Below are 24,018 nucleotides of genomic sequence, written 5' to 3'. Positions count from 1 at the left end.
GCAGATCTGCCGTTTCAGACGCGCCCCCGTGCTGACGATCCGGCCGAAGAGCCCTAATGCAGCGCAAACCTGATAGAGGAATCCCCATGAACGCCATCGACCTGTTGATCGACGATCACGAGAAAGTCAAAGACATCCTGACGCGCCTCACCGATACCACTGAGCGTGCAGTCAAAACCCGTACCGAACTGCTGCAAAAGCTTGAAATGGAAGTATCCATCCATACCCAGCTGGAAGAGCAGATTCTCTATCCAGCTTTCAAGGAAGCAGGCGGCAAGGAGGAAAAGTCAATGTATCACGAGGCCAAGGAAGAGCATCGCACGGTCGATTCGCTGGTATTGCCAGACCTCAAAGCGACTGACCCCTCGACGCTTGAATTCTCCGGGCGTGCAAAGGTCTGCAAGGAATTGCTCGAACACCACATCGAGGAAGAAGAATCCGAGATGTTTCCCGCAGCGCGTGAGCTGTTCAGCGAAGACAAGCTGAAGGAGATGGGGCAGCAGATGGAAGCACTGAAGAGCCGCTTGAAAAAGGAATTCGCTTCCAAACAGGCCGCCTGATCGAACGGTGCCGGGGCGAAATGCCCCGGTGTAGTCAGATCGACCCAAAGCAGCAGGAGCTGCGCTCCGCGCGCCGCTGATCTGCATTAGCTTTTACTGCCAGATTCGATGGTGCTAGTGCCTGGTGCGCTTGGCTGCCCGTCGTTGGTCAATGTATACGCACGCGGTCACTCGGAACCGCCGGGCGGCCCAGGCATCGGGGCGTGGCACTCCAGGCTGCCTATAGGGTCAGTTTTCATAAGGATTGACTCTCCCCCGCAGGCTACTTGCGGGATAGACGCTTGGAGGTATTGATGCGATTGGCCTATTTATGCGCCCCTATCATCGGTCTGGTTCTGGTGGGTTGTGGACCGGACGAAGCTGATCGGGAGGTGGCGACACCCGAGCCTGAAATCGAAAAGCCTGAGGCACCTTTCACGGGCGCACCACCCTCCAACGACGAAGAGGGTGCCGGTCCCGAAGCGGGTGCACCGTTGGCTACCGGTGCAGAGGGCAACATGGACACAGCGCCAGCGGACAACGGCAGCGGGCTGGGGACAGCATCCGGCGCCGGTACCGCGCCCAACACCACACGCGGTGCGTCAGGCGCCGCTCAGTAAATCCCGGAACTAACCAGATGCACGTGCCGGTCTTCGCCATGCATTGGCGTAACGTACCGCACGGCAGGAGACTGAGATGACATCCAGACTGATCGCCATGACAGCGGCACTTCCACTGGCACTGACATTGGTCGGCTGCTCGCCAGACGAAGAACCTTCAGCGCTGCGCAACAACGAACGAAACCAGCAGGAATACCAGAACACCGCAACCGACCCGGCTGGTCCGCGTGAAGTCTCGCCGCCGTCCAACATGACCAATCAGTAATCGGGCTAGACGAACTGCGCCGCGGCGTAGCCCGAGGCCCAGGCCCATTGGAAGTTGAAGCCGCCGAGGTGACCGGTGACGTCCAGTACCTCGCCGACGAAATACAGCCCAGGCGACTTCTGTGATTCCATCGTCTTGGATGACACCTCTCTCGTATCGACGCCGCCGAGTGTCACTTCGGCGGTGCGATAGCCTTCGGTGCCAGCCGGCACCAGGCGCCAGCTAGCCAATCGCTCAGCGATCATGGTCAGCTCGTTGGCTGAATACTGCTTCAAGGGTTTAGAGACGAACCAGTGTTCCGCCAGCAGCCCTGCCATTTTGCGCGTAAACAGCTCGCCGAGCAGGGTCCTCAGTTCGGTATTGGCGCGTTCCTGACGCTGTTCGTCCAGCCACTCGCTCAGATTCAACTGTGGCAACAGGTTGATTTCGATGGCGTCGCCCGGCTCCCAATAAGAGGACGCCTGCAAGATCGCCGGGCCGGACAGGCCGCGATGAGTGAACAGAATGTTTTCGCGGAAGCTCTGGCCGTTGCAGCTGACCAGGCAATCCTCAACTGAGGTGCCAGACAAGGCCTCGCACATCGATTTCAATTGCGGCTCGGTGATGGTGAAGGGCACCAAACCTGCACGGGTCGGCAGCACGCTATGGCCGAACTGCCGCGCCACTTGATAACCGAATCCGCTCGCGCCGAGTGTCGGAATCGACAAGCCGCCTGTAGCGATAACCAGTGACTTACAGGCTACCGGTCCCGCACCGGTCTGTAGCTGGTAGCCATCGTCCGTCTTGTCGATGTTTTGTACGGCCGTCTCGAGGCGCAGGTCGACGCCGGCCTGCTCACACTCCTCTAACAGCATGCCGAGGATGTCGCTTGCCTTGTTATCGCAGAACAACTGGCCCAGTTTTTTCTCGTGATAGGGCACGCCGTGACGGCTGACCATCTCGATGAAGTCCCACTGGGTATAGCGGGCGAGCGCGGATTTGCAGAAATGCGGGTTGCCGGAAAGGAAATTGGCCGGTTCGGTGTAGAGATTAGTGAAGTTGCAGCGGCCACCGCCCGACATGAGGATCTTCTTGCCGGCCTTGTTGGCGTGGTCCAGCAGCAGCACCTGACGGCCCCGCGCCGCCGCTGAGAATGCGCACATCAGCCCGGCAGCACCCGCGCCGATTACCACCACGTCCATTCGCACCACCGCGCACCTCAAGCTGAAAAGGCGAGATGGTACTCTTGCCGCCGCACCGCTGCAGCCAGGGTTGAGAGCATCCGACGAGACGTCCCCGCTCTCGGCTCACTTTGTGCTTTGTTATCGCTGCGCCTGCCGCTGTTGTTTGATCAGATGCGCGGCCATGCTGCGTAATGGCGCCAGCTGACGGCAGATCAGGCCCAGTTGGGTCTGTAGCAGTCGGTGACTGTCATCGATGTCCTCCGAGGTCTGCTCCAGCTGTTGCGCCAGCGCTTCTTCGGCCTCGCTGTAAACAGCGACCGGTTGGTTGTGTTGCAGTCCGTTGGCCAGCTCGTCGAGGCTGCTCGCCAGTTGCTGTGCGGCGCTTTCCAGCATGTCGTCACGGGCATCGACCGGCAGGCTCTCGCGGTGCGCACCCAGGCCTGACAAATAGTTGAGCAGCGTGTGTGAAAGGATCAGGAAGCGAAAGCCGGTTTCGGCGTCCTTGCGAAAGTGCCCAGGCTCCAGAAGCATGTTCGACAAGGTGGTTGAAAGTGCCGCGTCGGCGTTGTGCGCGTTGCGCCGTGCCAGTCGATAGGCCAGATCATCGCGCTTGCCGCTTTCGTACTGGGTCATGATTTGCCGTAGATAGTCGGCGCTACGCGCCAGTGTATTGGCCACGACCTGATTCAGGCGTCGGCCCTGCCAGTCCGGCAACACAAAGAATACGGCGACCGCCGCAATCAAGCTGCCCAGCAGCGTATCGACCAAGCGCGGCCAGAACAGCCCGTAACCGTCACCCACCTGATTGAAACAGAACAGCACCAGCAGTGTGATCGCGGCGGTCGCCAGGGTGTAGCGGCTGCTGCGAGTGGCGAAGAACACGACGCCGGCGATCACCGCGAACAGTGCCTGTATCTGCTGGCTCGGAAACAGATCGAACAGTGCCCAGCCAACCGCCAGGCCAAGCGCTGTACCCGTTACGCGCTGGACCAGCTTGATCCGCGTGGCGCCGTAGTTGGGTTGGCAGACGAATACGGTGGTCAGCAATACCCAGTAGCCCTGTTCGGGGTGAATCGTGTGAAGCACGGCATAGCCGCAAAGCAGCGCCAGGCTCATGCGCAAGGCGTGGCGAAACAGCAGTGAGGTCGGTGTCAGCTGCAAGCGGATACGGTTGAGCGCATCACGCAATGACTGCGGCTGTCGATCCAGCAGGCTGCTGTCCTGCTCGCCTTCAAGCGCGTCAGGGTTGGTTGCCGTGGACAGTTGGCGCTGCATTGTCGACAGATTGCCGGAAAGCGCGCGCAATGAACGCAACAGCCCGCGCCACGCCGGGTTGCTCTGCATTCGCAGGTGCTCGAGTGATGACTCCAAGTCTCCCAGCGCTTGAGCATTGGCTTCGCTGTAGCGAAACGGCTGGCGCAGCTGGACGGCGTTTGCCAGATCCGCGCACGCGACGCCTTGCAAACGCAGCAGCCTGCCGCAACGAAACAGCACATCACTGTGGAAGAACGCCTCGGCCAGCTCCTGGTAAGGGTAGTGCGAGGAGCTGACGCGCTCATGCAGGTCCTGTGCAAGGAAATAGAGCTTGAGGTAGTGGCTGATCTTCACTCCAGGCCGACCATTGCCCAGGCGATGCAGAAGGGTTTCCTTGGTGGCATTCAGTGCGCTCACCACCCGACCATTCTGCTGTGCCAGTTGCAGGCGACGTTCTTCGACATCCAGCTGGCGCACCGGCTCGAAGAGGGCGGCCTTGAGCTTGTAGTACTGCCCCAGCTCACGGTACAGGCGGGCCAGGCTCTGCTGTACGGGCTGGTGCGCGAACAGTGCGTTCCAGAGCACCGAAAGCAAGCCGTACCAGGTCGCGCCGGCCAATAGCAGCAGCGGGTCGCGCCAGGGATGCAGCGCCTCGCTGCCTCGCTGGTCGGCTGCGATCATGCTGTAGATCGAGAGAATCAGGGTCGCCTGGGCGATGGTCGCGTAGCGCTCGCCCAGCGCGCCGAGCATCACCAGACTGAACGCTGAGGCGGCCATGCCGAGCGCGAATAACAGCGGATAGGGGAACAACAACTGCACTGAAGCCGCGGCGATGCTGAAGCACAACAGCGTGACCAGCAGCGCCGATAAGCGCCCTAGCCAGCTGTCGTCGGTTTCTGCCAAGGCGCTGGCAATGACGCCGAGGAACAAGGGAATCGCCATCGTGGGCTGGGCGACGTACCAGCTCAACCCCATGCTGCCGGCGAGCGCGATCAGTACGCGGAAGCTGTAGCCGAACTTGTCCAGCGCCCAGAGCTGGCGCAGGGAATGGCTGAGCAAGGGTGAGCGCATATAAATGAGTCGGACCTGGCTGCGAGAAGAAGGTTGGACGTCGGTCGTGCGCTGACGTCACGGCAATCGAAGCAAAGCTTATACCGTCCATCCGTCTCGCATCACCGGAACGAAACCGCACGGTCATCGTTTAGCCGCATTCGTCAGGCTTCATTCATGCCGCCCCCTCCCATTCCTATAAAAGAGGACACCGCATGAACCGTGAACACGATGCCAGCCGCCGCAGCCTGCTCAAAGGTGGCGCGATCACTGCCGCCGTCGTCGCCAGCACGCCGTTTCTCGGCACGCTGGAAGCCTTCGCTGCACGTAACGCACGAGGTCGCGGTGCCGGCCTGGTTCGTAGCAGCTACGGCCCGCTGCGTCCGACCAAGGACCTGAGCACCGGTCTGGAATTGCTCCAGCTGCCCGATGGATTTCAATACAAGAGCTTTTCATGGACGGGTGACCTGATGGAAAACGGTCAGCCTGTACCCACGTCGCATGACGGCATGGGCGTCATCGAGGTGCGTCGCGGCCAGCATGGCCCGGAAATCGTGCTGGTGCGTAACCATGAAGCCAGTACCGGTCCGCTGATCGACGCCACCGGCGTTTACGACGATGTGACCCTGTCCAATGGCCAGCGTCCGGCTGGCGGCACCACCAACCTCTACGTCTCCCGCGACATCATGCAGCCGGTGCGCACCTTGCCGAGCCTCGGCGGAACCCGTACCAACTGTGCCGGTGGTGTCACCCCTTGGGGCACCTGGTTGTCCTGCGAAGAAACCACGGCAGATTACAGCAGCGTAGGTGGTCGCGCCCACGGCTACGTATTCGAAGTCACTGCCGATCCAGCCCTGACGACGGGCGAGCCCATCATCCAGATGGGACGCTTTGCCCATGAGGCGGTTGCGGTCGATCCGCGCAACAGTTACGTCTACCTGACCGAAGACGCCCGCAACCGCGCCGGTTACTACCGTTACATTCCCACCGATGCCAGTCAGCAGCCAGGCTCGCTGGCCGTTGGCGGCATCCTGCAAGCCGCGCGGGTTCGCAACCTTGCATCGGCCGATTTGCTGGCACCGAAACAAGGCGACAGCTATCAGTTGGAATGGGTCGAGGTGCCGAATCCAAACCTGGAGCCGCAGCCCGAGGGCAGTGGGCCGTTCGCGCAGGCGCGTCGTGCCGGTGGTTTGAGCATGAGCCGTGGCGAAGGCATCTGGTACAGCGAGGGCAAGCTCTACATCGTCGACACCAGTGCCGGGACCGATAGCCAAGGGCGTGCCGGTTACGGTAATGGTGCAGTTTGGGCGCATGACCTGGCCAATGACCGCTTGACCTGCATCTTCGCTTCCACCGACGCCGAAATCGCCAACAACCCGGACAACATCACCGTCAGCCCGCGTGGCGGTGTGCTGCTCTGCGAAGACGGCGGTGGTGTGCAGGATACCTATGGTTTCGGTGAACGCTTGTTGGGCCTGACCACGGCCGGGGAGGCGTATATCTTCGCCAAGAACAACGTGGTGTTCGATGACGTCCAGGCCGCTGCGGCCGGCAAGAACGTATCCGGTGGCGACTACCGCAGCCGTGAGTTCTGCGGTGCCTGCTTCGATCCGACCGGACACTTCCTGTTCGTCAACATCCAGACCCCCGGCATTACCTTTGCCATCTGGGGTCCTTGGGCTCGCGGTTCGCTGTAATCCGCTTTGATAGGTGAGCCGAGCGAAGGGAGCTTGCTCGGATTGCCAGCATTGCCGCTCGCATCTATGTAACAAGTGAGTCGGCATTGATCGGGACGGGCAATCCGTCCCGCCACGAGCCTGTACGCGAGGACGCGTCAGGCTCGTTTTCTCCCGCTTCGACTAGAGCGTGCGGACCTTCAGCGAGCGGCCTTTGATCTTTCCGGAGTTGAGGCGATTCAGGGCCTGCTTGGCCACGTCGCGCTCGACAGCAACAAACGCCTGAAAATCGAAGATCGCGATCTTGCCCACCTGCTTGCCGGGAATCCCCGCATCGCCTGTCAGCGCACCGAGGATGTCGCCGGGGCGCAGTTTGTCCTTGCGGCCTGCGCCGATGCACAGCGTCACCATCGGCGGTTGCAGCGGTTCGCCTGGCTGCACTTTCAGATCGCTCAGGGGCTGCCAATTGAGCGGCGCTTTCTGCCGGTCCTCGATGGCCTGGGCGCGATGGCCTTCAGCCGGGGCGACGAGGCTGATGGCGATGCCTTTCTTGCCGGCGCGACCGGTACGCCCAACCCGGTGAATATGAATTTCGGAATCGCGTGCCAGCTCGACGTTAATCACCATGTCCAGCGCGTCGATATCCAGTCCGCGGGCCGCGACATCGGTCGCGACCAGCACCGACAGGCTGCGGTTGGCGAACATGGCCAGCACCTGGTCGCGGTCACGCTGCTCCAGGTCGCCGTTCAGCGCCATGGCAGAGATCCCTTTTTCGGTGAGGGCGTCGACCAATTCGTGGCATTGCTGTTTGGTAAAGCAGAAGGCCACGCAGGTCTCGGGTCGGAAGCTGGCGAGAACACGAATAACCGCCTGCATGCGCGCTTCCGGATCGATCTCGTAGAAGCGCTGCTCGATCTGGGTGTCATCATGCAGGGCTTCGACTTTTACCTGTTGCGGATCGCGCATGAAGGTCGATGCGAGTTGCTTGATGCCGGCGGGGTAGGTCGCCGAGAACAGCAGGGTCTGGCGCTTAGTCGGGGTCTGCTCGATGATCTCGGCAATCGCATCGTAGAAGCCCATGTCGAGCATGCGGTCGGCTTCGTCGAGGATCAGCTTGTTCAGGCCGTCGAGTTTCAGTGAGCCCTTTTTCAAATGCTCCTGAACGCGCCCGGGCGTGCCGACGATCACATGCGCGCCGTGTTCCAGCGAACCGATCTGCGGGCCGATGGACACGCCACCGCACAGCGTCAGGATCTTGATGTTGTCTGCCGAGCGCGCCAGTCGGCGCAGTTCCTTGGCAACCTGATCGGCCAGCTCACGGGTCGGGCACAGCACCAGCGACTGACAGCCAAAGTAACGTGGGTTGATCGGCTCCAGCAGCGCAATACCGAAGGCGGCGGTCTTGCCGCTGCCGGTCTTCGCCTGCGCGATAAGATCCATACCTTTAAGCATGACCGGCAAGCTTTGCGCCTGAATAGGCGTCATTTCGGCATAGCCGAGCGCGTCGAGGTTGGCCAGCGTTGCGGGGCTGAGGGGCAGTGTGGCGAAGGCTGAACTGGGCACGGTAATGATCTGCTGGAAAAAGTGAGGCGCAGTCTAACAGGCGACCAACTCTCACGCGTGACGCCCGTGGCCCGCTAAGTCGGGCGGAACGGATCGTGGCGACGGCCGGTCCCACTGATGTCAATACTGATTCAGGAGGCCGCTTTGTCCCGTTTGTTGTTGCTGTTAAGCGCGTTAACCCTTCCCGCCGTAGCTGCTGAGCCAACCTTGTTCGGCCGCTATGAGCAGATCAAGATCGAAGACCTCGGCAAGACCCTCAAAGCCAAGATGGACACCGGCGCGATGACTGCCTCTCTGTCAGCGCGTGACATCGAGCGGTTCGAACGCGATGGTGAGGACTGGGTGCGATTCCGCCTGGCTGTCGAAGGCGCTGGAGACACCTTCTATGAACGCCCGCTGGCGCGTATCGCTGAGATCAAGACGCGTGCAGAGGAGGCTGATCCCGACGATGACACCGATCTCGAGCGTGGCCCCGATGTCGCTGAGCGGCCAGTGGTGGAAATGCAGCTGTGCATCGGTGATCGGTTGCACGAAGCGGAGGTCAACCTCACCGACCGCAGCCATTTCCGCTACCCCTTGCTGATTGGCGCCACGGCGATCCGCGACCTTGAGGCCGCCATCGACCCAGCGCAGAAGTACACGGCAGGGCGACCTACCTGTTGAGGGGCTCCGGTCGCGAACGGCGCTGGGGTGAGGTGAGTTCCTAGCGCACTCACCGTCACGCCGTGCGGCAAAGGGTTGTCGGGATCGTATTGGCGCCGCTCAACCCCTTTCTCCTGTCATGTCTCGTTCAAGTGCTCTTATAGCAAGTCTGCCGAGAGATGGCGTTGATAGTTAGAGCTGTTAAACATGAGATTAAGTAACGACGCGTCGGGCTATAACAGTCGAAATTAGATATGTCTGTTGTTGGTAGTGTTTATTGATCCTCGCACATCGAGTAGCTGTGATTTATATGCGCCAAAGTTAACTTGATCGTGCGGTGATAGTTTGAAACTAATACCTGTTGTCCCAGCGCAGCAGCTCACATTCTTGTACTCCGGGTTGTTCGTGACCGACAAGTCAAAAAGGGGTTGGCAGGATCCGCTCTGGCATCGGGCGTCAGGAGCCAAGCAGCGACGCCTCCATGGGGCGAAAGAGCGGACAGTCAGGCGCACTTCCGCATCGCTGTCTACAACGAATACAGATCCTTAGTAAGGCCTGCCATGCAGCGGTCTTGCAGCTTTGTATAGGCTCAGTCGGCATGTGACGTTAGCGGCAGTCAGACTAAAGTCGGGGCTATCTTTCTGTAACACATCCTTGGTAGATTCACGATGTAGTTCCCTTCACCCGTAATAAAAATAAGACGGAGAACGTCATGGCCGACGCCGATAGAACAAATGCTGATGCGTACTGGAAGGCGAATGTTCGCCTCATAACATGGAGCTTGATAGTTTGGGCTCTAGTCTCATATGGCTTCGCCATAGTCCTGCGTCCAATGCTCTCCGGCATTGCGGTTGGGGGGTCGGACTTGGGGTTCTGGTTTGCTCAACAAGGATCCATTCTGACGTTTCTAGTTATCATCTTCTTCTATGCGTGGAGGATGAACAAACTGGACCAGAAATTTGGTGTTGAGGAGTAAGCCAGCATGAGTCAATTTTGGATCAACATGTTGTTTGTGGGCGCATCCTTTGCGTTGTACTTCGGTATCGCATATTGGGCCCGTGCTGGATCGACTAAAGAGTTCTATGTCGCCGGTGGTGGCGTTCATCCCGTCACAAACGGTATGGCGACCGCGGCGGACTGGATGTCTGCGGCGTCTTTCATTTCCATGGCGGGTATCATCGCTTCCGGCGGTTATGCCACATCAACCTATCTGATGGGTTGGACGGGTGGCTACGTTCTGCTGGCCATGCTGCTGGCACCGTACCTGCGTAAGTTCGGCAAGTTCACCGTGCCTGACTTTATCGGCGATCGCTTCTACAGCCGTGGCGCGCGCCTGGTCGCTGTTGTTTGCCTGATTCTCATCTGCGTACCTTACGTAATCGGACAGATGTCCGGTGCCGGTGTAGCGTTCTCGCGCTTCCTGGAAGTAAGCAACAGCGCCGGTATCTGGATCGCTGCAGGTGTCGTGTTCTGCTACGCCGTATTTGGCGGCATGAAGGGCATCACCTACACGCAGGTTGCTCAGTACGTCGTACTGATCATCGCCTACACCATCCCTGCCGTGTTCATTGCCATGCAGCTGACCGGTAATCCGATTCCTGCGTTCGGCCTGTTCGGTACTCACGTCGAGTCCGGTATGCCCCTGCTGGAGAAGCTGGATGCCGTAGTAAATGACCTGGGCTTCCAGGACTACACTGCTGACGTCGACAACAAGCTGAACATGGTTCTGTTCACCCTGTCCCTGATGATCGGTACTGCTGGTCTACCCCACGTTATCATTCGCTTCTTCACCGTACCGAAGGTTGCTGACGCTCGCTGGTCAGCTGGCTGGACGCTGGTGTTCATCGCGCTGCTGTATTTGACTGCTCCAGCCGTCGGTGCAATGGCCCGCCTGAACCTGCTTGACACTATTTATCCGGAAGGTCCGCAGGCCGAAGCAATTCGCTTCGAAGAGCGTCCGGAATGGATGAAAACCTGGGAAGAGACTGGCCTGATCTCTTGGGCTGACAAAAACAGCGATGGTCGTATTCAGCTGTACAACGATGCTAACGCTGACTTCGCTCCGACCGCTGCTGAGCGTGGCTGGAATGGCAGTGAGCTGACCGTTAACAACGACATCATCGTTCTGGCAAACCCGGAAATTGCCAACCTGCCAGCTTGGGTCATCGGCCTGATCGCTGCGGGTGGTATTGCAGCTGCGCTCTCGACTGCTGCGGGTCTGTTGTTGGCGATCTCCTCTGCAATCAGTCATGACTTGATCAAGAACATCATCAATCCGAAGATCAGCGAGAAGGGCGAGATGATGGCTGCCCGTATCTCGATGGCGTGCGCGATCGTTCTCGCAACCTGGCTGGGTCTTAACCCGCCTGGCTTCGCGGCACAGGTGGTGGCATTGGCGTTCGGTATTGCCGCTGCGTCCCTGTTCCCGGCGCTGATGATGGGTATCTTCTCCAAGCGGGTGAACAGCAAAGGCGCAGTAGCAGGCATGGTCGTGGGTCTGTGTTCCACACTGGTCTACATCTTCCTGTACCTCGGCTGGTTCTTCATCCCGGGCACGGCGTCCTTCGCCAACACGCCTGACAACTGGATGCTGGGCATCTCCCCGCTGTCCTTCGGTGCAGTAGGTGCGATCATCAACTTCGCAGTGGCCTACGCTGTGTCGATGGCCACCGAGGCCCCGCCGCAAGCGATTCAGGATCTGGTCGAAAGCGTTCGTACCCCGAAAGGTGCTGGCGTTGCGCTTGATCACTAATGTAGCCAAAGGTCAGATGTTGCATCTGATCCGCGGTTGAGGCACAAATCGGGCTTCCATCTGGAAGCCCGATTTTTTTTAAGGAAGCAGTACATGTTCTGGCATCTAATCGCAGCAATCGTTGCCGCATTGGCAGGCGCGGGGATCGCGCTGTTGCTGCGCAATCTGTCTCGCAAGAAACTGCCGAAGTGGATCGTCCCGGCATTCGCCGGGCTGGGCATGCTCGCCTACACCATCAACTATGAATACACCTGGTTTGAAACCAAGCAAGCGCGGTTGCCCGAAGGCTCTGTGATCGTTGCAAGTGAGGAGGGCGAGATGTTGTGGCGGCCCTGGACCATGATGTTCCCGATGCCGCTGGGCTATACGGTACTGGACGGCGCCAATGTGCAAGTCGAAGAGACGAGCGAGGGGCGCGTTGCCCGTTTCGTTCTATACCGATTCAAAAAACAGCATCTGATGTCCACCGTGACGAGCGGCCCACATCAGTTGCTCTGCGATGAAAAGGCGCTGTTCAGGTTGAATGAGGCAGGCCAGGCGAAGTTCGAGACAATGACTGTGCTGGATGCTGATGCGCCGCTTTATCGGGTCATCTGCGCTGGCGAAAAGCTGTAGTTCTCACAAGTGGGAGTTGCGGCTCTGCAGGTGTGGACAGCGTTGCCGGTGCGCATCTGAACGGATGCGCACCGGCCTGAATCAAGCTACGGGCTCAGGACGTGCGCTCGCAACAGGTAGCCTGGGGATTCGCAGCGACTACCAAGCGTGGCGGACACCGCAACGCTATCACCTGAGCTAAAACCCATCTCGCAGAGCGCTGTTTTCAGCGATTTACTCACCGCAGAACCCGCATTGCTACCGCGCGGCACGGGGGCTCGGTTTTTCGCTAACCGCGTCTCTACGACGAGGCAGAGCCCAGGCGCTTAGTAGCGCGGGTAGACCGAGGCCAAGCCAGGCTGCCACATCCCACCAGCCATCACCGAGCAAAGCAGCAAAGAGACCGGCAAAGCCGAGCATGGCAATTAGCGTAGGCAGAATGAAGGTCGACTCTCGCCAGCTCATGCGGCCACCTCGCGCATGGCCGTTTGCGTTCCTCGACGACGAACCCACCACAGATACAACCCGCTACCCAGCACGATGATCGTCAGCACGTCGAGAATGGCCCAGAGGATCTGCATCGGCCGACCGCCGTAGTCACCGAAGTGCAGGGGTTGTGACAGGCCCAGCGCATCCATATACCAAGGCCGCTCGCCCACAGCAGTGACGTTCAACGTCTGCGCATCGATCAACACGGATGTGAGCAGATGCGAAGTCAGATGACTGCTTCCATTCATGAATACGGAGTAGTGGTGCTCACTGGAAAAGCGAGTGCCTGGAAAAGCAATGAAGTCCGGCTGCATACCGGGCGCCGCCTGAGCGGCAATTTCCAGAAGGCTGCTTGCGGGCGCACGAGACGTCAGCGGTGGCGCGTCACGGTAGGGCTCGAGCATCGCTGTCAGGGACTCCGCACGCCAAGCCTCGATTAGCAGGTCTGCGCAGGCACTGACGACACCGGTGATGCCAACCACCAGCGCCCAGCTGAGCGTGACTACACCGATCAGGTTATGCAGGTCCAGCCAACGGGTACGACTGGAGCGATCATGCCGGACCTGAGCGAACTCGAGACGGCGCATGAACGGCGCATAAAGCACGACGCCGGAAATGATCGCCACGACAAATAGAATACCCATGAAGGCCAGGAACAGTTTGCCGGGCAACCCCGCAAACATGTCCACATGCATGCGCAGGAAAAACATCATCAGGCCGCCGTTGGCCGCGGGCATCTCAACCGCTTCGCCGGTGCGGGCATCGAGCATGAAGGTATAGGAGGAGTTCGGTTCGGTGCCCGCCGTTGCCGCGGTAATCGCCACGACGCCATTGGGCTCGTCCGCTTCCCAGCCAAAATACTGCACCACCTCGCCCTCGCGGTGCCGCTCGGCGGCGGTCACCAGTTGCTGCAGATCCAGATGCGGCGTATCGGGCGCCATCTCGCGCAACTCCGGAGCGTCACCAAGCAGATGCTCCAATTCGTGGTGGAAGATCAACGGTAATCCGGTGACCGCCAGCAACAGTAGAAACAGTGTGCAAATCAGGCTGGCCCAGGTATGGACGAAGGACCAGCGGCGGATGGTTTTGCTTTGCATCGGGTAAATCCTGTAAAGACAAAAGCCGGCCTAGAGGCCGGCCTTGAATTGGCGCTGAGTCAGAACTCCAGTTGCGCCGAAAGCTCGATGGTGCGAGGCGCGCCAAGGTAGTGGCTGCTCAGCCAGTATTCTTCGTCGGTCAGGTTGCTCAGATTGGCGCGTAGTGTCAGCGCACGTTCATCCGCCAGTGCGACGCGATAGCGACCGCCCAGGTCGAAGGTGGTGAACGAGGGAATGGTGTTGTCGTTGGCTTCGTCGGTGTATTGCTCGCCGGTATAGAAGGCGCCTCCTGTGAGCGTCAGGCCGGGTACGGCAAAAATTGAGTACTCGCCATACAGTTTGGCCAGTCTCCGCGCGACGTCGGTCGGACGGTTGCCCTCGTTGGCGGCGACGGCAGAGTCTTCGACGACCGGATCTAGCAGGGTAACGCCGCCGACCAGTGTCAACGCCGGGCTGATGTTGCCGGTTACGGTGAATTCCAAACCCTTGTTGTTCTGCATGCCGTCTTGGACGAAAACGTTGGCGGCGTTTCTGAAGGTGTTGGGTTTGTCGATTTCGAACAGCGCGACGGTAAACAGGGCACCGCCGAGCTCGGCTTTCGCGCCAATCTCATACTGTTCGCTGACGATCGGCGCCAACGCCTGGCCGGCGTTGTTGGTGCCGCTTGGCGCCACGCCGCCCGTCTGCAGGCCTTCGATGTAGGTCGCGTAAGTGGTCAGCCACTCCACCGGTTTGTAGACGAGCGAAACGTTGGGCGAGGTTTTGGTTTCGCTGTAATCCTCGATGGCCGGAGCGCTGCCGAACGCCTCGACCCAGACGAAGTTGTCGCTAAAGGTCTTGATGCGCGAGTGGGTCACGCCAAGGATCGTCGACCACTGTTCGTTGAATGTGATGACATCGCCGACCAGCACACTGTCGGACTGGGTGCGGCTGGATAGATGGTAATCACCATCGCCCAGGTCGTAGGCTGGTTTGGCTGCCTGCGGCTGCTCGCTGAAGGGCACGGCGGGTGTGACCGACACGTATTGCGGGCCGGGGAAAGGGATGTAATCGGTGTTGTAACGCACCCGGGCGATGTTGCCCTGATAGCCAAGGGTCATCTTGTGGCCGATGCCGGCGGTGTCGAAGGCTGCATCAAGGAACAGGTTGCCGGAGGTCTCTTCGGTCTCTACCGGGGCGAAGGCATACAGTGGCTGCGTGTAAAGGCCAGCCGAGTCGACCGTCGGCCCGGTGTAGGCGTACTCGCTGGTATATTGGCTGTAGCCCAGCGCGCCGCGCAAGCTGAACACATCATTCAGGTGCCAGTGGAACCGGCTGCCGATGCGGTCATGCCGGCTGTCGTTATAGGCCCAGCGCTGACTGTAAAGCTCGTCGTTCTTCAGGTCATCGGCGTCGGGTCGAAACGCCTGGTCCTCAAAGTACCAGTAGCTGGTCAGGCCGCGCGTCTCGCTGAGCTTGTGCGAGGCATCGAACTGGATGAGCAGATCGTCGCTGACATTCCAGTCCAGCGCGACGCTGGCCATGTGGCGGCGTTCGACCTGGCCGTCAATGGCAGTTTCACCATCCTGGGCGAGCAGGTTGACGCGGTAGGCGAAGCGACCTTCGCTGTCGATCGGTTCGCCGAAGTCGCCGTGCAGATACTGGTTCTCACCGCCGGGTGTGCCATAGGTCACGCTGTTGTAGCGCTCGGTAGTGGGGCGCTTGAGCACGTAGTTGACCAGTCCGCCGGGGCTGGCCGGACCATAGAGGAAACCGGACAGGCCGCTGAGGATTTCAAGCCGCTCCATTTCCTCGATGAAGTTGCCGCCATCGTAGCCGTTACTGAAGCGCAGGCCGTCATTGGCGATGCTCAGGTTGCCGACGCCGCTGAAGCCGCGGATGGCCACCGCGCTGGCGTAGCCGGCGCTGGTCGGGGAGGTGAACTGTGTAGTCGGGCTGAGCTTGAAGATGTCATCGCTGGAGGTGGCCTGAATGTTGTTCATCAGCTCCGAGGAAATCACCGTGACCGAATAGGGCGCATCCTCAAGGTCCATTCCTCCCAAGGCGCCGACGTTTCGTACGGCGCTGGCGCGATAGCCGCTTTCTTCGTCACCGTTGGCCAGCGCCTCGGTTGCCGTCACGGTCACATCCGGCAGCGCCGTTGCATTGGACGCAGCAGGCTGCACGCTGTAGCTACCCGCTGCGCTCTGGCGCAGCTCAAGCCCGGTCCCTCGCAGCGCTTCGTGCAACGCACCCTGACCATTGAAGCGTCCTTGTACCGGCTCGGCCATGCGCTCGTGGGTCAACGTCGGGTCGATGCTGAGCACCAGTCCTGCTTCGGCGGCGATGCGGTTCAAGGTCGAGGCCAGAGGCGCGGCAGGCAGGGAGTACTCGCGGACCTCGCCAATAGCCGATTCGCTGTTGGGCGTCTGGGCCAGAAGTGGCAGCGGCGTGACGGCAATAGCAACGGCCAGAAGGCTCGGGCGGAGCAGTGAAAACGATGGCATTTGTGAATAACTCCCGAATAGGAATATGTCTCAGTTATTCATCAGGCCGGACGAGAAGTGAAAAGTGATAGGGGCCGCTAAAATTTTCTTGAAGTCTGCAGGACCGCAGCGGTGCCGCTGCCGCTACCTGCCCGGACCGCCGGCGGGTTGTGCTGGAACCACCTTGACCCACCAATCGGTGTGCCGCTCGATCCGCACAGGCAGACTGGCTGGCAGCGCTGCCAGCGCACGGTCAGTGTCGTGCAATGGAAAGCTGCCGCTGATGCACAGGGATTCGAGGCTCGGATCGAGACCAAGATAGCCCTGGCGGTATTCGCGGATTTTTGCCAGCAGCTCACCCAGTGGAAGGTCTTCCGCCACAAGCATGCCCCGGCTCCAGGCGTCTGCGGCGACGGGTGCTGCCTGGTTCTGGTCAAGATGATCGCGGTGCATCAGGACCTGCTCACCAGCCTGCACAGCGCGACCGTCCTGCAGGTCACCCGGAAGCGCTGCCACAGCGGATCGGAGCACGACCAGACGGGTCGCATCACCTTCTCGTCGAACGATGAATCGCGTACCGAGCGCGCGCAGATCGCCTTGTTCGGTTTCAACGATAAAGGGTCTCGGGTCGTTGCCCGGTGCGGTTTCAACAAGCACCTCGCCGCCGTGCAAAAACAGTCGGCGCTCTCGTTGATCGAAGCGAATATCTACCGCGCTGCGGCTGTTCAGTTGAATTTGGCTGTTGTCAGCCAGCGCAATGCTCCGCTGTTCTCCAGCACCGGTGCGCTCGTCGGCGATCCACGCTGAGAGCGGCTGCGATTGCAGTGTTAGCCCCACACCCAGGGCGCACAGCACTGCCAGGCCGAGAAAGGCACGACCAGCTGTTCGTCGTCCGGAATGCGGGTTGATTTGCAGCGCGCGCCTCGCGGGGGCGGAATTAATGCTGCCCAGCTGCTGGTCTATGCCGCCTAGTTGCGCCCAGGCTTTGGCGTGCTCGGCACTCTGATTCAGCCAACGCTGTAGCTCCTTTCTGACCTGAGCGCTTACGGCACCATCGCCAAGACGCAACTGCCAGGCGATAGCCTCATCGAGTACCGGGGCCGAGACCGGTTGCCGGTCGATACTCATTTTGGTTCACCGTAAACAGCGATATAGCACTGGCGCAGCGCCTGAGCGAGGTACTGACGTACGCGTGGAACCGATACGCCGAGACACAATGCGATTTCAGCGTGAGTCAGGCCGTCCAAGCGGTTATAGAAGAAGGCTGCACGCGCGTTGGCCGAAAGCTCGCCAAGCATCAGGTTGACTTCGCGCAGTGCCTGAAGCGCCTGCAACTGTTCTTCGGCGCCGGGCTGCGTTTCTTCCGGCTGCAACGCCAGTTCATCGAGATAAGCACGCTCCAGCGCGCTGCGACGAAAATGATCGATTAACAGGCCGCGGGCGATCGTCGCCAGCAAGGTGCGTGGCTCACGCAGCTCGCCCATATCGTCACGCTTGAGCAACCGCAAAAAAGTGTCCTGGCTCAGGTCCTCGGCGCGGTGAGGGCACGCCTGATGGCGGCGTAGCCAGCTCAACAGCCAATCGCGATGATCGCGATACAGCGAGCCCACGAACTGTTGATGGGTCGACCCAGCCGACAAGCGAATGCTCCAAGGCCGATGGTCGGCCAGTAACGAGAACTATTCGCACATGATCGCAAGTTGCCGTCAATGGCGCAATGTGGATATCGCACGGAGCTGTTCCACGCTGCTTGGCCAGCGTTACATAAACTGAGCCTGTTGCCGCTTGCGCCAGTTCGCCAAGCGCTGGTTAATGGCGTCCAGGCTATCCAACCCCTGTCGGTGTGCCTTGCTGAACAGGATCAACGCCAGCTCGGCCGTGGCCAGCGCATCGGCGCTGGCGTGATGGCGCTGCAGCACATGCAGACCGAAATGCGCGCACCAGTCGTCCAGACCGTTCTGTCTCGGACGGTTGTCGGGGCAGAGCATCGGCGCGAGTTCGGCGATATCGATGAAAGGGTGACGCAGCTTGTAACCGAGCGTCTTTCTCAATGCCCGGGTCAGCATGCGCTGGTCGAAACCTGCATGGAACGCCAGGATAGGGCTATCGCCGACGAATTCCATGAGATCCAGAAGCGCTTCGGCGGGGTCTTCACCGGCTTCGAGTTCGCTTGGCGCAATTCCATGGATCAAGACGCTTTCGTTGACCTTTTGCGCCGGGCGCAACAAGGTCGATTCAAACTGATGTCCCAGCTGGATGCCGCCCTGATCGATCACCACCGCGCCAATGGACAGGACGATGTCGCGGCGCATATCCAGGCCGCTGGTTTCCAGATCGAGCACGACCATGCGCTGCGTCTGCAGCGGACAAAGGCCCAGCGCGGTCGGCGCCGCAAGCTGATCGCGCCGTTGCAGTTGTTGCAATTCGAGGGTCGGGCCGCGATGTTTGAACCAGGGCATATTCATAGCTGATAGCGAACCGCCAGACTACTCTGCAGGCGCTGTGCCTGGCGAAAGGATTCCCGCAGGATACGCCGATCCAGGTGATTGAGGGTGTCGGGGTCGAGTCGGTTTGAGTAGGGCTGTCCGTCGCGTGCCTGCTGTTGGTGCTGCTGCATGCGGGTCTGCTGGATGAACTGGTAGGCCTCTTCATAGGCCGCGCCGTCTTTTTCGTCGACGATGTCCTTTTCGACCAGCTGACGCAATCGGTCCAACGTGTTGCACGCGGTGATGCCGTGGCCCAGCGCCAGCAGGCGAGCGCCGTCGACGAAGGGTGTCAGACCCTGCACCTTGAGATCCAGAGTCGCCTTGCCGTCACCTTTACGGGTCACCACGAAGTCGCGGAAACGCCCAACAGGCGGGCGATGACGCAGCGCGTTTTCCGCCATCATGCGCTGGAACAACCGGCTCCCGCCAACTTCCTCAAGCATGTCGCTGCGCAGTTGCTCGCAGCCCTCACTGGGCCCCCAGACCGCACGTAGGTCGAAATAGATGGTGCTGCTCAGCAGGTTCTCCGGCGTGGATTCCCGGACGAAGGTGCTGAAGCGCCGCCGCCATTCCAGCCGTGACAGGCACAGCTGCGGGTTGCTGGCCATGATGTTGCCCCTGCACAGGGTGAAGCCGCAGGTGTCCAGATCTCGGTTGATGCGCTCTGCGAGCGGCAGCAAACGACCGCGGATATGCGCGGCTTCGGCCGCATCGGCGGCCTCGAAGAGAATGCCGTTGTCCTGATCGGTATGCAGGGTCTGTTCGCGACGCCCTTCACTGCCGAAACACAGCCAGGTGAAGGAAATGCCCGGGTCGCCGAGTGCTTCGATGGCCAGTTCGATTACGCGACACACCGTATGGTCGTTGAGCAAGGTGATGATGTGGGTGATCTGTGTAGAGGACGCGCCGTGGGCCAGCATGTTGTCGACCAGCTGTAGAATCCGGCTGCGAATGATCACCAGCGTCTCGACGCTGTCGGCGTGGGAGATCGCCTGCGCCAGGTGAACCAGATCGACGCGCTGCAGCGAGAACAGATCGCGCTCGGAAATAACGCCGCATAGAGTGCCCTTCTCGACGATGCAGACGTGGGCGATATGCCGTTCGGTCATGGCGATCGCTGCGTCGAACGCGCTGGCGTCTGGCGGCAGATAGAAGGGGTTATGCGTCATGAAATTGGAGATCGGCACGGATAGCTCTGTAGTGCCGGTGGCAATCACTCGCCGAAGGTCGCGCAGCGTGAAGATGCCTAGCGGATGCAACTTTTCGTCGGTGATCACGATGCTGCCGACATTGGTTTCATTCATCAGGCCGACTGCTTCGGGAAGCGGCGTTGTGGGTCGGCATGCGACCGGATGGTGCAGCGCCAGCTCGCCGATGCGGGTCTCTAGTGAATACTGTTCCCCTAGATTTTCTACCGCTCGCATTTGCGCCTGCTGGTTGACCAGGTCGAGCAGGCTGCTGACACCACGCATGGCGAAGTCACGAAATGCTGCGGATTTAGACACCAGCTTGACGAAGGCGGGCTTGCTCAGCAGATAGCAAAAGGTATCTTCGGCGGCGAAGTGCCCGGTGCGGGTAGCGCGCTCGCCCATCAGTGCGGCCATTGGAAAACATTCGCCGACGATCACTTCGAAGGTGGTGTCGGTGCCGCGCTTGCTGGAGTGAGGGCGTTGGCCGTGCACGCGGCCCTGCTTGATGATGTAGAAGTGTTCGACGACACCGTCATCAGGCGAGATGATGCAATCGCCTTCGCTGTAGAAGCGCAGCTGGCAGTTCTCTACCAGGTAGGCGAGGTGTCCCGGCTCCATCTGGTTGAACGGCGGGTACTTGCGCAGAAACTCCATGGTTCCGTGGATGTTCTGCAGCACAGCGGTCTTGCCTGCCTCGGCGAAAGCATCGGCTTTGCTCATGGTTCGGTTCCATTTTTGCGCCCAATGGTGGGCTGTGGGTCCGGCGTGGCACATTGGACGTAAGTCTAGTCGCGCGGACGCTGCACTGGGCTGATACGGGTCAGCTCATGAAACCGGGGTGTTGCAGGGTTTTTCGCTCAAAAAAAAACCGCCCGATGCAGACGCAAGGGGCGGTTCCATCAGTGGCAGGAGGTGATCACGGCAGCGTGAACAACACCTTTACCGAATCGTTGACCGCAGCGCTGTCGACATAGCCGATCGCGTCGGCTTCCGCCGCGACCTTGGCGACCACTGCCGCTTCGTCGGCCACGCTGGTCATCGGTTGGCCTTTACCGGTGAACACCAGGCCGGACCAATACGACTTCAGCTGCGACTCGTTCTTGCTGGTGACCGCGGAGTAGAAGCGCTCCTTGGCCGGTGTCCAGTCCTTGAGGTCAACGCCTTTCATGGACTTGTCCTTGCCCAGGAAGATGTTGGCAACGTCAGACTGCGATGGCGCTTTGGCCGCGCCTGGATTGACGATCACGGCGACCTCGGCCTGAGCCAGGGAAGCCATGCCGAGCAGTGCGGCGCTGCCGAGGATGCGAAGGGATGTTTTCATCTTGACGCTCCTCAGAATACGAAATCGACGCCGACGGAAACGATGTCGCCGTCGTAGTTGCGGGCCGGGGCGCCAAGGGTGCCAGCGCTGAGGTCGTACACAGCGTTGTTGAAGACCTCCTGCGCACTGCGGGTGAACACGCCGTCATAGCCATTCTTGGTGTCGACGCGCTTGTACTCACCCTTGACCACGACGGTCGGGGCGGCTTGGTAGTTCAGGCCCAGGGTCCAGGAGGATTGGCGACCACCGTTGTCATCCAGCTGCGCATAGGTCACATGCGGCAGGAAGTCACCGAAGCGACGACCACCCATCAGGTAGAAGGAATCGATCGACTCCATGTCGTCGTTCTCGATCATGCGCGAGGTCCACTCGTTGCTACTGACCCAGGTGCCGTTGTCGTACTGGTAGCCGATCGAGGTGAACTTGCCCTTCTCTTTATCGAGACTCAGCAGGCTGAGGGGCATCATCATGCCGCCGCCGACATCCACCGTGCCGCTGATATCGGTCTTGATGTCCGCTTCGACATAACCGATACGCAGCGTGCCGAAATCGTTCGTGGCCAAACTCACGCTGGCACCGAACAGCTTGTCGTAGTCGATATCGAACCGCTCGTCGTAGGCGTAGTAATCACGGTTCTTTGACTGACCACCTGCTACTTGGAGCGTCACTGAACCATAGGACAGCGGAACGGTGTAGACCGCGTCGACGCCCTCGTAACTGGTCACCTGGACCTGGCTATACACCTCGTCGGGCAGACGTAGCCAGGGGTAGCTGTAGCCGACGTCGAGGCTTTCGGAATACATATAGACCGGGCTGCGCAGGCGGCCGGCGCGGAGCATCAACTGGTCATTGGTCTGCCAGGACAGGTACGCCCACTCGAGGTTGGCCTTCCACTCATCCTGCTGCGCCTTGGCGGTGGCCTGAACGGTCACGCCGACGGTATCGGTAATGCCATAGCTCAGCTGCGCGCCGAACTTGGACAGCTGATCGCCGCGCCAGGAATCGTTGGTCTGGCTCTGGACGCCATAACTGCGGCCGTCGTCTTCGCCACCCAGGTGGGTGAAGCCTACGGTGCCGAAACCGTTGAAGCGGTGCTCGCCTTGCTCAAGGGCGAAGGCTTGGGTGGTTGCCAGGCAGACGGCTGCCAGGCCGATAACACGTACTGCGGTCATCAGGATGCTCCTAAAGCTGTTTAAACGCGGAATTGGGCCGTGGCCGCACGCAGATGATCGCCTGTGCTGACCAGTTGCTCGCCCAGTCGGGCAGTAGCTTCGGCGCCGTTTGCGGTTGCTTGTGCGTCCTGCTGCAACACTTGGGTTTCTTGTTGGATGGAACTCGACAGGCCGATCTGCTCCTGAGTGAACTGGGCGATACCGGCGTTGAGTTCGTCAATCTGGTTGACGGTGCGGGCGATGGTTTCCAGCAGTTGGGTCGCCTCGACCGAGCGCTCGATGCTGGCGCGCGATTTCTCGCTATTGCTGTTCATCACGTTGAGCACGGTGTTGGCGCTGCTTTGCAGTCGCTGGATGATCTGTTGAATCTCGGCAGTGGAGGAGGAAGTCTTCTGCGCCAGGTTACGCACCTCGTCAGCCACCACGGCGAAGCCGCGGCCCTGTTCGCCGGCGCGGGCGGCTTCGATGGCGGCGTTCAACGCGAGCAGGTTGGTCTGTTCGGCAATGCTGCGGATCACGGTGAGCACCGAGCCGACTTCCTGGGTTTCCTCCTCCAGCTGTTCCATGGCCTTGACTGCGCCTATTACGCTGTCGCCCAGGTCACTGATCCCGCTCGACAGGCTGCCAACATGCTCACGCGCGGTAGCGGCCTGACGTGCAGCGGAGTTGGCTTCGTCCGAGGCCTGCTGAGAACGCTGCGCGACCTCCTGGATGCTGCCGGTCATGGTGAGAATGTCGCGGGTGATGGAGTCGGTGTGGTGCTGCTGCGACTTGGCGTTCTCTTCTGAACCCTGAGTCAGCTTGTACAATTCCTTGGAGACGTGGCCCAGAGGACTGGCAGCCTCGATGATCTGGCGAATCGTGTGCTGCAGCTTGTCTAGAAAGCCGTTGAATAACTCGATCATGGCGCCGATCTCATCATTCGACTCGACATTGACGCGCTGGGTAAGGTCGCCGTCTCCACGCGCGATGGATTGCAGCGAGGCAATCACGCCGCGCACGTTCGACATCACGCTGCGAATCACCAGCCAGGCGCCGAGGCCCACAACCACGATCAGCACCAGACTCAGGATGATTCCCAGTCGAGTGGTGTTTTTGTTGGCTTCGCGGGTTTCGGCCAAGGTCTGTTGGAAATCCTGGTAGGCGCCGGTGCGGAAGTCAGTGGCCAGTTTCTGCGCTTGGGCAAGGTCACTGGCCATACGATCAAGACTGGGGCGTAGATCATCGAACGAGGCACTGCCGTCGATCAGCTTGGCGGAAGCGTCGAGCGCGTTGTCGGCGTAGGCCTTGACCGCCTTGCGCCAGTCGTTGAGTGCCTGGAGCCGTTGCGGCTGGGTATTCAGAAGCGTGGCGAGCGCCTGCTGCTGCGCATCAATTTCACTGAGCCCTTCGCGCGCTTCGCCGAGAATGCCCGACTCTCCGGCAGCCACGGCGTTGTTCAACAGGCCGGGAATACGGGAGAACTGAAAAATCACGGCGTCAGTCTTTTCCAGCGTGGGATAGCTTTGTGTCTCGATGCTGACCAGGCGCGAATCCGTCGCAGACAGCTGCAGCGAGGTATAGCCGACATACAAGATCAGCCCGAGCAGGGCGACGGCGGGGACCAGCGACAGCTTCGCAGTGAGCGAGAAATTCTTGAACATGCATCGACTCCACAATGGGTGGCGGATACTACGTAAT

General features: G+C 60.2%; 21 protein-coding genes. 8 read left to right on the top strand and 13 right to left on the bottom strand.

The window, feature by feature from the left end; genetic code table 11:
* Nucleotides 1-86: 86 nt before the first annotated feature.
* The 3 genes from BUE09_RS02470 (at nt 87) to BUE09_RS02460 (ending at nt 1,424) form a co-directional block, all read left to right on the top strand.
* Nucleotides 87-560: a hemerythrin domain-containing protein gene (locus tag BUE09_RS02470; protein ID WP_073299125.1), complete on the top strand. Its 474-nt coding sequence runs from the start codon at nt 87-89 to the stop codon at nt 558-560.
* Between the two features lie 293 nt (nt 561-853).
* Nucleotides 854-1,159, top strand: coding sequence for a hypothetical protein (locus tag BUE09_RS02465; protein ID WP_073299124.1), 306 nt, complete (start codon nt 854-856; stop codon nt 1,157-1,159).
* A 76-nt stretch (nt 1,160-1,235) separates the two neighbouring features.
* Nucleotides 1,236-1,424, top strand: coding sequence for a hypothetical protein (locus BUE09_RS02460; protein ID WP_073299123.1), 189 nt, complete (start codon nt 1,236-1,238; stop codon nt 1,422-1,424).
* 5 nt (nt 1,425-1,429) lie between these two features.
* Here BUE09_RS02460 and BUE09_RS02455 read toward each other — a convergent pair whose 3' ends face one another.
* Together BUE09_RS02455 and yccS are read right to left on the bottom strand one after the other, a co-directional pair.
* Complete coding sequence (locus tag BUE09_RS02455) at nt 1,430-2,605, bottom strand: BaiN/RdsA family NAD(P)/FAD-dependent oxidoreductase (RefSeq protein ID WP_073299122.1); 1,176 nt, start codon at nt 2,603-2,605, stop codon at nt 1,430-1,432.
* Between the two features lie 120 nt (nt 2,606-2,725).
* Nucleotides 2,726-4,912: a YccS family putative transporter gene (gene yccS / locus BUE09_RS02450; protein WP_073299121.1), complete on the bottom strand. Its 2,187-nt coding sequence runs from the start codon at nt 4,910-4,912 to the stop codon at nt 2,726-2,728.
* Between the two features lie 194 nt (nt 4,913-5,106).
* On the opposite strand from yccS, the gene BUE09_RS02445 reads away from it, so the two are divergent.
* Complete coding sequence (locus BUE09_RS02445) at nt 5,107-6,588, top strand: PhoX family protein (protein ID WP_073299120.1); 1,482 nt, start codon at nt 5,107-5,109, stop codon at nt 6,586-6,588.
* Between the two features lie 162 nt (nt 6,589-6,750).
* Here BUE09_RS02445 and dbpA read toward each other — a convergent pair whose 3' ends face one another.
* Nucleotides 6,751-8,130, bottom strand: coding sequence for an ATP-dependent RNA helicase DbpA (gene dbpA, locus BUE09_RS02440; RefSeq protein WP_073299119.1), 1,380 nt, complete (start codon nt 8,128-8,130; stop codon nt 6,751-6,753).
* Nucleotides 8,131-8,274: 144 nt separating this feature from the next.
* On the opposite strand from dbpA, the gene rloA2 reads away from it, so the two are divergent.
* The 4 genes from rloA2 (at nt 8,275) to BUE09_RS02420 (ending at nt 12,139) form a co-directional block, all read left to right on the top strand.
* Complete coding sequence (gene rloA2, locus BUE09_RS02435; protein WP_073299473.1) at nt 8,275-8,793, top strand: retropepsin-like aspartic peptidase RloA2; 519 nt, start codon at nt 8,275-8,277, stop codon at nt 8,791-8,793.
* A gap of 691 nt (nt 8,794-9,484) precedes the next feature.
* Nucleotides 9,485-9,748 carry a DUF4212 domain-containing protein gene (locus BUE09_RS02430; protein ID WP_073299118.1) on the top strand — a complete coding sequence of 88 codons (264 nt, stop codon included), beginning with the start codon at nt 9,485-9,487 and terminating at the stop codon, nt 9,746-9,748.
* Between the two features lie 6 nt (nt 9,749-9,754).
* On the top strand, nt 9,755-11,524 hold the full coding sequence (locus tag BUE09_RS02425; RefSeq protein WP_073299117.1) for a sodium:solute symporter family protein: 1,770 nt from the start codon (nt 9,755-9,757) through the stop codon (nt 11,522-11,524).
* 93 nt (nt 11,525-11,617) lie between these two features.
* On the top strand, nt 11,618-12,139 hold the full coding sequence (locus BUE09_RS02420; protein WP_073299116.1) for a hypothetical protein: 522 nt from the start codon (nt 11,618-11,620) through the stop codon (nt 12,137-12,139).
* A gap of 237 nt (nt 12,140-12,376) precedes the next feature.
* Here BUE09_RS02420 and BUE09_RS20555 read toward each other — a convergent pair whose 3' ends face one another.
* From BUE09_RS20555 to BUE09_RS02370, 10 genes are all read right to left on the bottom strand, one after another.
* Nucleotides 12,377-12,583 carry a hypothetical protein gene (locus BUE09_RS20555; RefSeq protein ID WP_073299115.1) on the bottom strand — a complete coding sequence of 69 codons (207 nt, stop codon included), beginning with the start codon at nt 12,581-12,583 and terminating at the stop codon, nt 12,377-12,379.
* Nucleotides 12,580-13,704, bottom strand: a complete 1,125-nt coding sequence (locus tag BUE09_RS02410; RefSeq protein WP_073299114.1) for a PepSY-associated TM helix domain-containing protein — start codon at nt 13,702-13,704, stop codon at nt 12,580-12,582. Before BUE09_RS02410 ends, BUE09_RS20555 begins: the two co-directional genes overlap by 4 nt.
* Before the next feature lie 59 nt (nt 13,705-13,763).
* Nucleotides 13,764-16,190, bottom strand: coding sequence for a TonB-dependent receptor (locus tag BUE09_RS02405; RefSeq protein WP_073299113.1), 2,427 nt, complete (start codon nt 16,188-16,190; stop codon nt 13,764-13,766).
* 123 nt (nt 16,191-16,313) lie between these two features.
* Nucleotides 16,314-17,297: a FecR family protein gene (locus BUE09_RS02400; protein ID WP_073299112.1), complete on the bottom strand. Its 984-nt coding sequence runs from the start codon at nt 17,295-17,297 to the stop codon at nt 16,314-16,316.
* Nucleotides 17,294-17,809: an RNA polymerase sigma factor gene (locus BUE09_RS02395; protein WP_073299111.1), complete on the bottom strand. Its 516-nt coding sequence runs from the start codon at nt 17,807-17,809 to the stop codon at nt 17,294-17,296. Before BUE09_RS02395 ends, BUE09_RS02400 begins: the two co-directional genes overlap by 4 nt.
* Before the next feature lie 120 nt (nt 17,810-17,929).
* Complete coding sequence (locus tag BUE09_RS02390; protein WP_073299110.1) at nt 17,930-18,634, bottom strand: 3'-5' exonuclease; 705 nt, start codon at nt 18,632-18,634, stop codon at nt 17,930-17,932.
* On the bottom strand, nt 18,631-20,565 hold the full coding sequence (locus tag BUE09_RS02385) for a putative nucleotidyltransferase substrate binding domain-containing protein (protein WP_073299109.1): 1,935 nt from the start codon (nt 20,563-20,565) through the stop codon (nt 18,631-18,633). Before BUE09_RS02385 ends, BUE09_RS02390 begins: the two co-directional genes overlap by 4 nt.
* A 196-nt stretch (nt 20,566-20,761) precedes the next feature.
* Complete coding sequence (locus tag BUE09_RS02380) at nt 20,762-21,166, bottom strand: phosphate ABC transporter substrate-binding protein (protein WP_073299108.1); 405 nt, start codon at nt 21,164-21,166, stop codon at nt 20,762-20,764.
* 11 nt (nt 21,167-21,177) lie between these two features.
* Nucleotides 21,178-22,338 carry a hypothetical protein gene (locus BUE09_RS02375; protein WP_073299107.1) on the bottom strand — a complete coding sequence of 387 codons (1,161 nt, stop codon included), beginning with the start codon at nt 22,336-22,338 and terminating at the stop codon, nt 21,178-21,180.
* A 20-nt stretch (nt 22,339-22,358) separates the two neighbouring features.
* Nucleotides 22,359-23,981: a methyl-accepting chemotaxis protein gene (locus BUE09_RS02370; RefSeq protein WP_073299106.1), complete on the bottom strand. Its 1,623-nt coding sequence runs from the start codon at nt 23,979-23,981 to the stop codon at nt 22,359-22,361.
* Nucleotides 23,982-24,018: the final 37 nt, after the last annotated feature.

It is taken from the genome of Stutzerimonas xanthomarina DSM 18231 (assembly GCF_900129835.1).
GTDB classification, from domain to species: Bacteria; Pseudomonadota; Gammaproteobacteria; order Pseudomonadales; family Pseudomonadaceae; genus Stutzerimonas; species Stutzerimonas xanthomarina.
Note: the sequence above shows the minus strand (reverse complement) of the source record. Positions and strands in the feature narration are given on the sequence as shown.

Bases quoted from the DNA above. Each gene is read 5' to 3' on its own strand.
- BUE09_RS02470 (WP_073299125.1), top strand. From the start codon at position 87: ATGAACGCCATCGACCTGTTGATCGACGATCACGAGAAAGTCAAAGAC.
- BUE09_RS02465 (WP_073299124.1), top strand. From the start codon at position 854: ATGCGATTGGCCTATTTATGCGCCCCTATCATCGGTCTGGTTCTGGTG.
- BUE09_RS02460 (WP_073299123.1), top strand. From the start codon at position 1,236: ATGACATCCAGACTGATCGCCATGACAGCGGCACTTCCACTGGCACTG.
- BUE09_RS02455 (WP_073299122.1), bottom strand. From the start codon at position 2,605: ATGGACGTGGTGGTAATCGGCGCGGGTGCTGCCGGGCTGATGTGCGCA.
- yccS (WP_073299121.1), bottom strand. From the start codon at position 4,912: ATGCGCTCACCCTTGCTCAGCCATTCCCTGCGCCAGCTCTGGGCGCTG.
- BUE09_RS02445 (WP_073299120.1), top strand. From the start codon at position 5,107: ATGAACCGTGAACACGATGCCAGCCGCCGCAGCCTGCTCAAAGGTGGC.
- BUE09_RS02430 (WP_073299118.1), top strand. From the start codon at position 9,485: ATGGCCGACGCCGATAGAACAAATGCTGATGCGTACTGGAAGGCGAAT.
- BUE09_RS02425 (WP_073299117.1), top strand. From the start codon at position 9,755: ATGAGTCAATTTTGGATCAACATGTTGTTTGTGGGCGCATCCTTTGCG.
- BUE09_RS02420 (WP_073299116.1), top strand. From the start codon at position 11,618: ATGTTCTGGCATCTAATCGCAGCAATCGTTGCCGCATTGGCAGGCGCG.
- BUE09_RS20555 (WP_073299115.1), bottom strand. From the start codon at position 12,583: ATGAGCTGGCGAGAGTCGACCTTCATTCTGCCTACGCTAATTGCCATG.
- BUE09_RS02410 (WP_073299114.1), bottom strand. From the start codon at position 13,704: ATGCAAAGCAAAACCATCCGCCGCTGGTCCTTCGTCCATACCTGGGCC.
- BUE09_RS02405 (WP_073299113.1), bottom strand. From the start codon at position 16,190: ATGCCATCGTTTTCACTGCTCCGCCCGAGCCTTCTGGCCGTTGCTATT.
- BUE09_RS02400 (WP_073299112.1), bottom strand. From the start codon at position 17,297: ATGAGTATCGACCGGCAACCGGTCTCGGCCCCGGTACTCGATGAGGCT.
- BUE09_RS02390 (WP_073299110.1), bottom strand. From the start codon at position 18,634: ATGAATATGCCCTGGTTCAAACATCGCGGCCCGACCCTCGAATTGCAA.
- BUE09_RS02385 (WP_073299109.1), bottom strand. From the start codon at position 20,565: ATGAGCAAAGCCGATGCTTTCGCCGAGGCAGGCAAGACCGCTGTGCTG.
- BUE09_RS02380 (WP_073299108.1), bottom strand. From the start codon at position 21,166: ATGAAAACATCCCTTCGCATCCTCGGCAGCGCCGCACTGCTCGGCATG.
- BUE09_RS02375 (WP_073299107.1), bottom strand. From the start codon at position 22,338: ATGACCGCAGTACGTGTTATCGGCCTGGCAGCCGTCTGCCTGGCAACC.
- BUE09_RS02370 (WP_073299106.1), bottom strand. From the start codon at position 23,981: ATGTTCAAGAATTTCTCGCTCACTGCGAAGCTGTCGCTGGTCCCCGCC.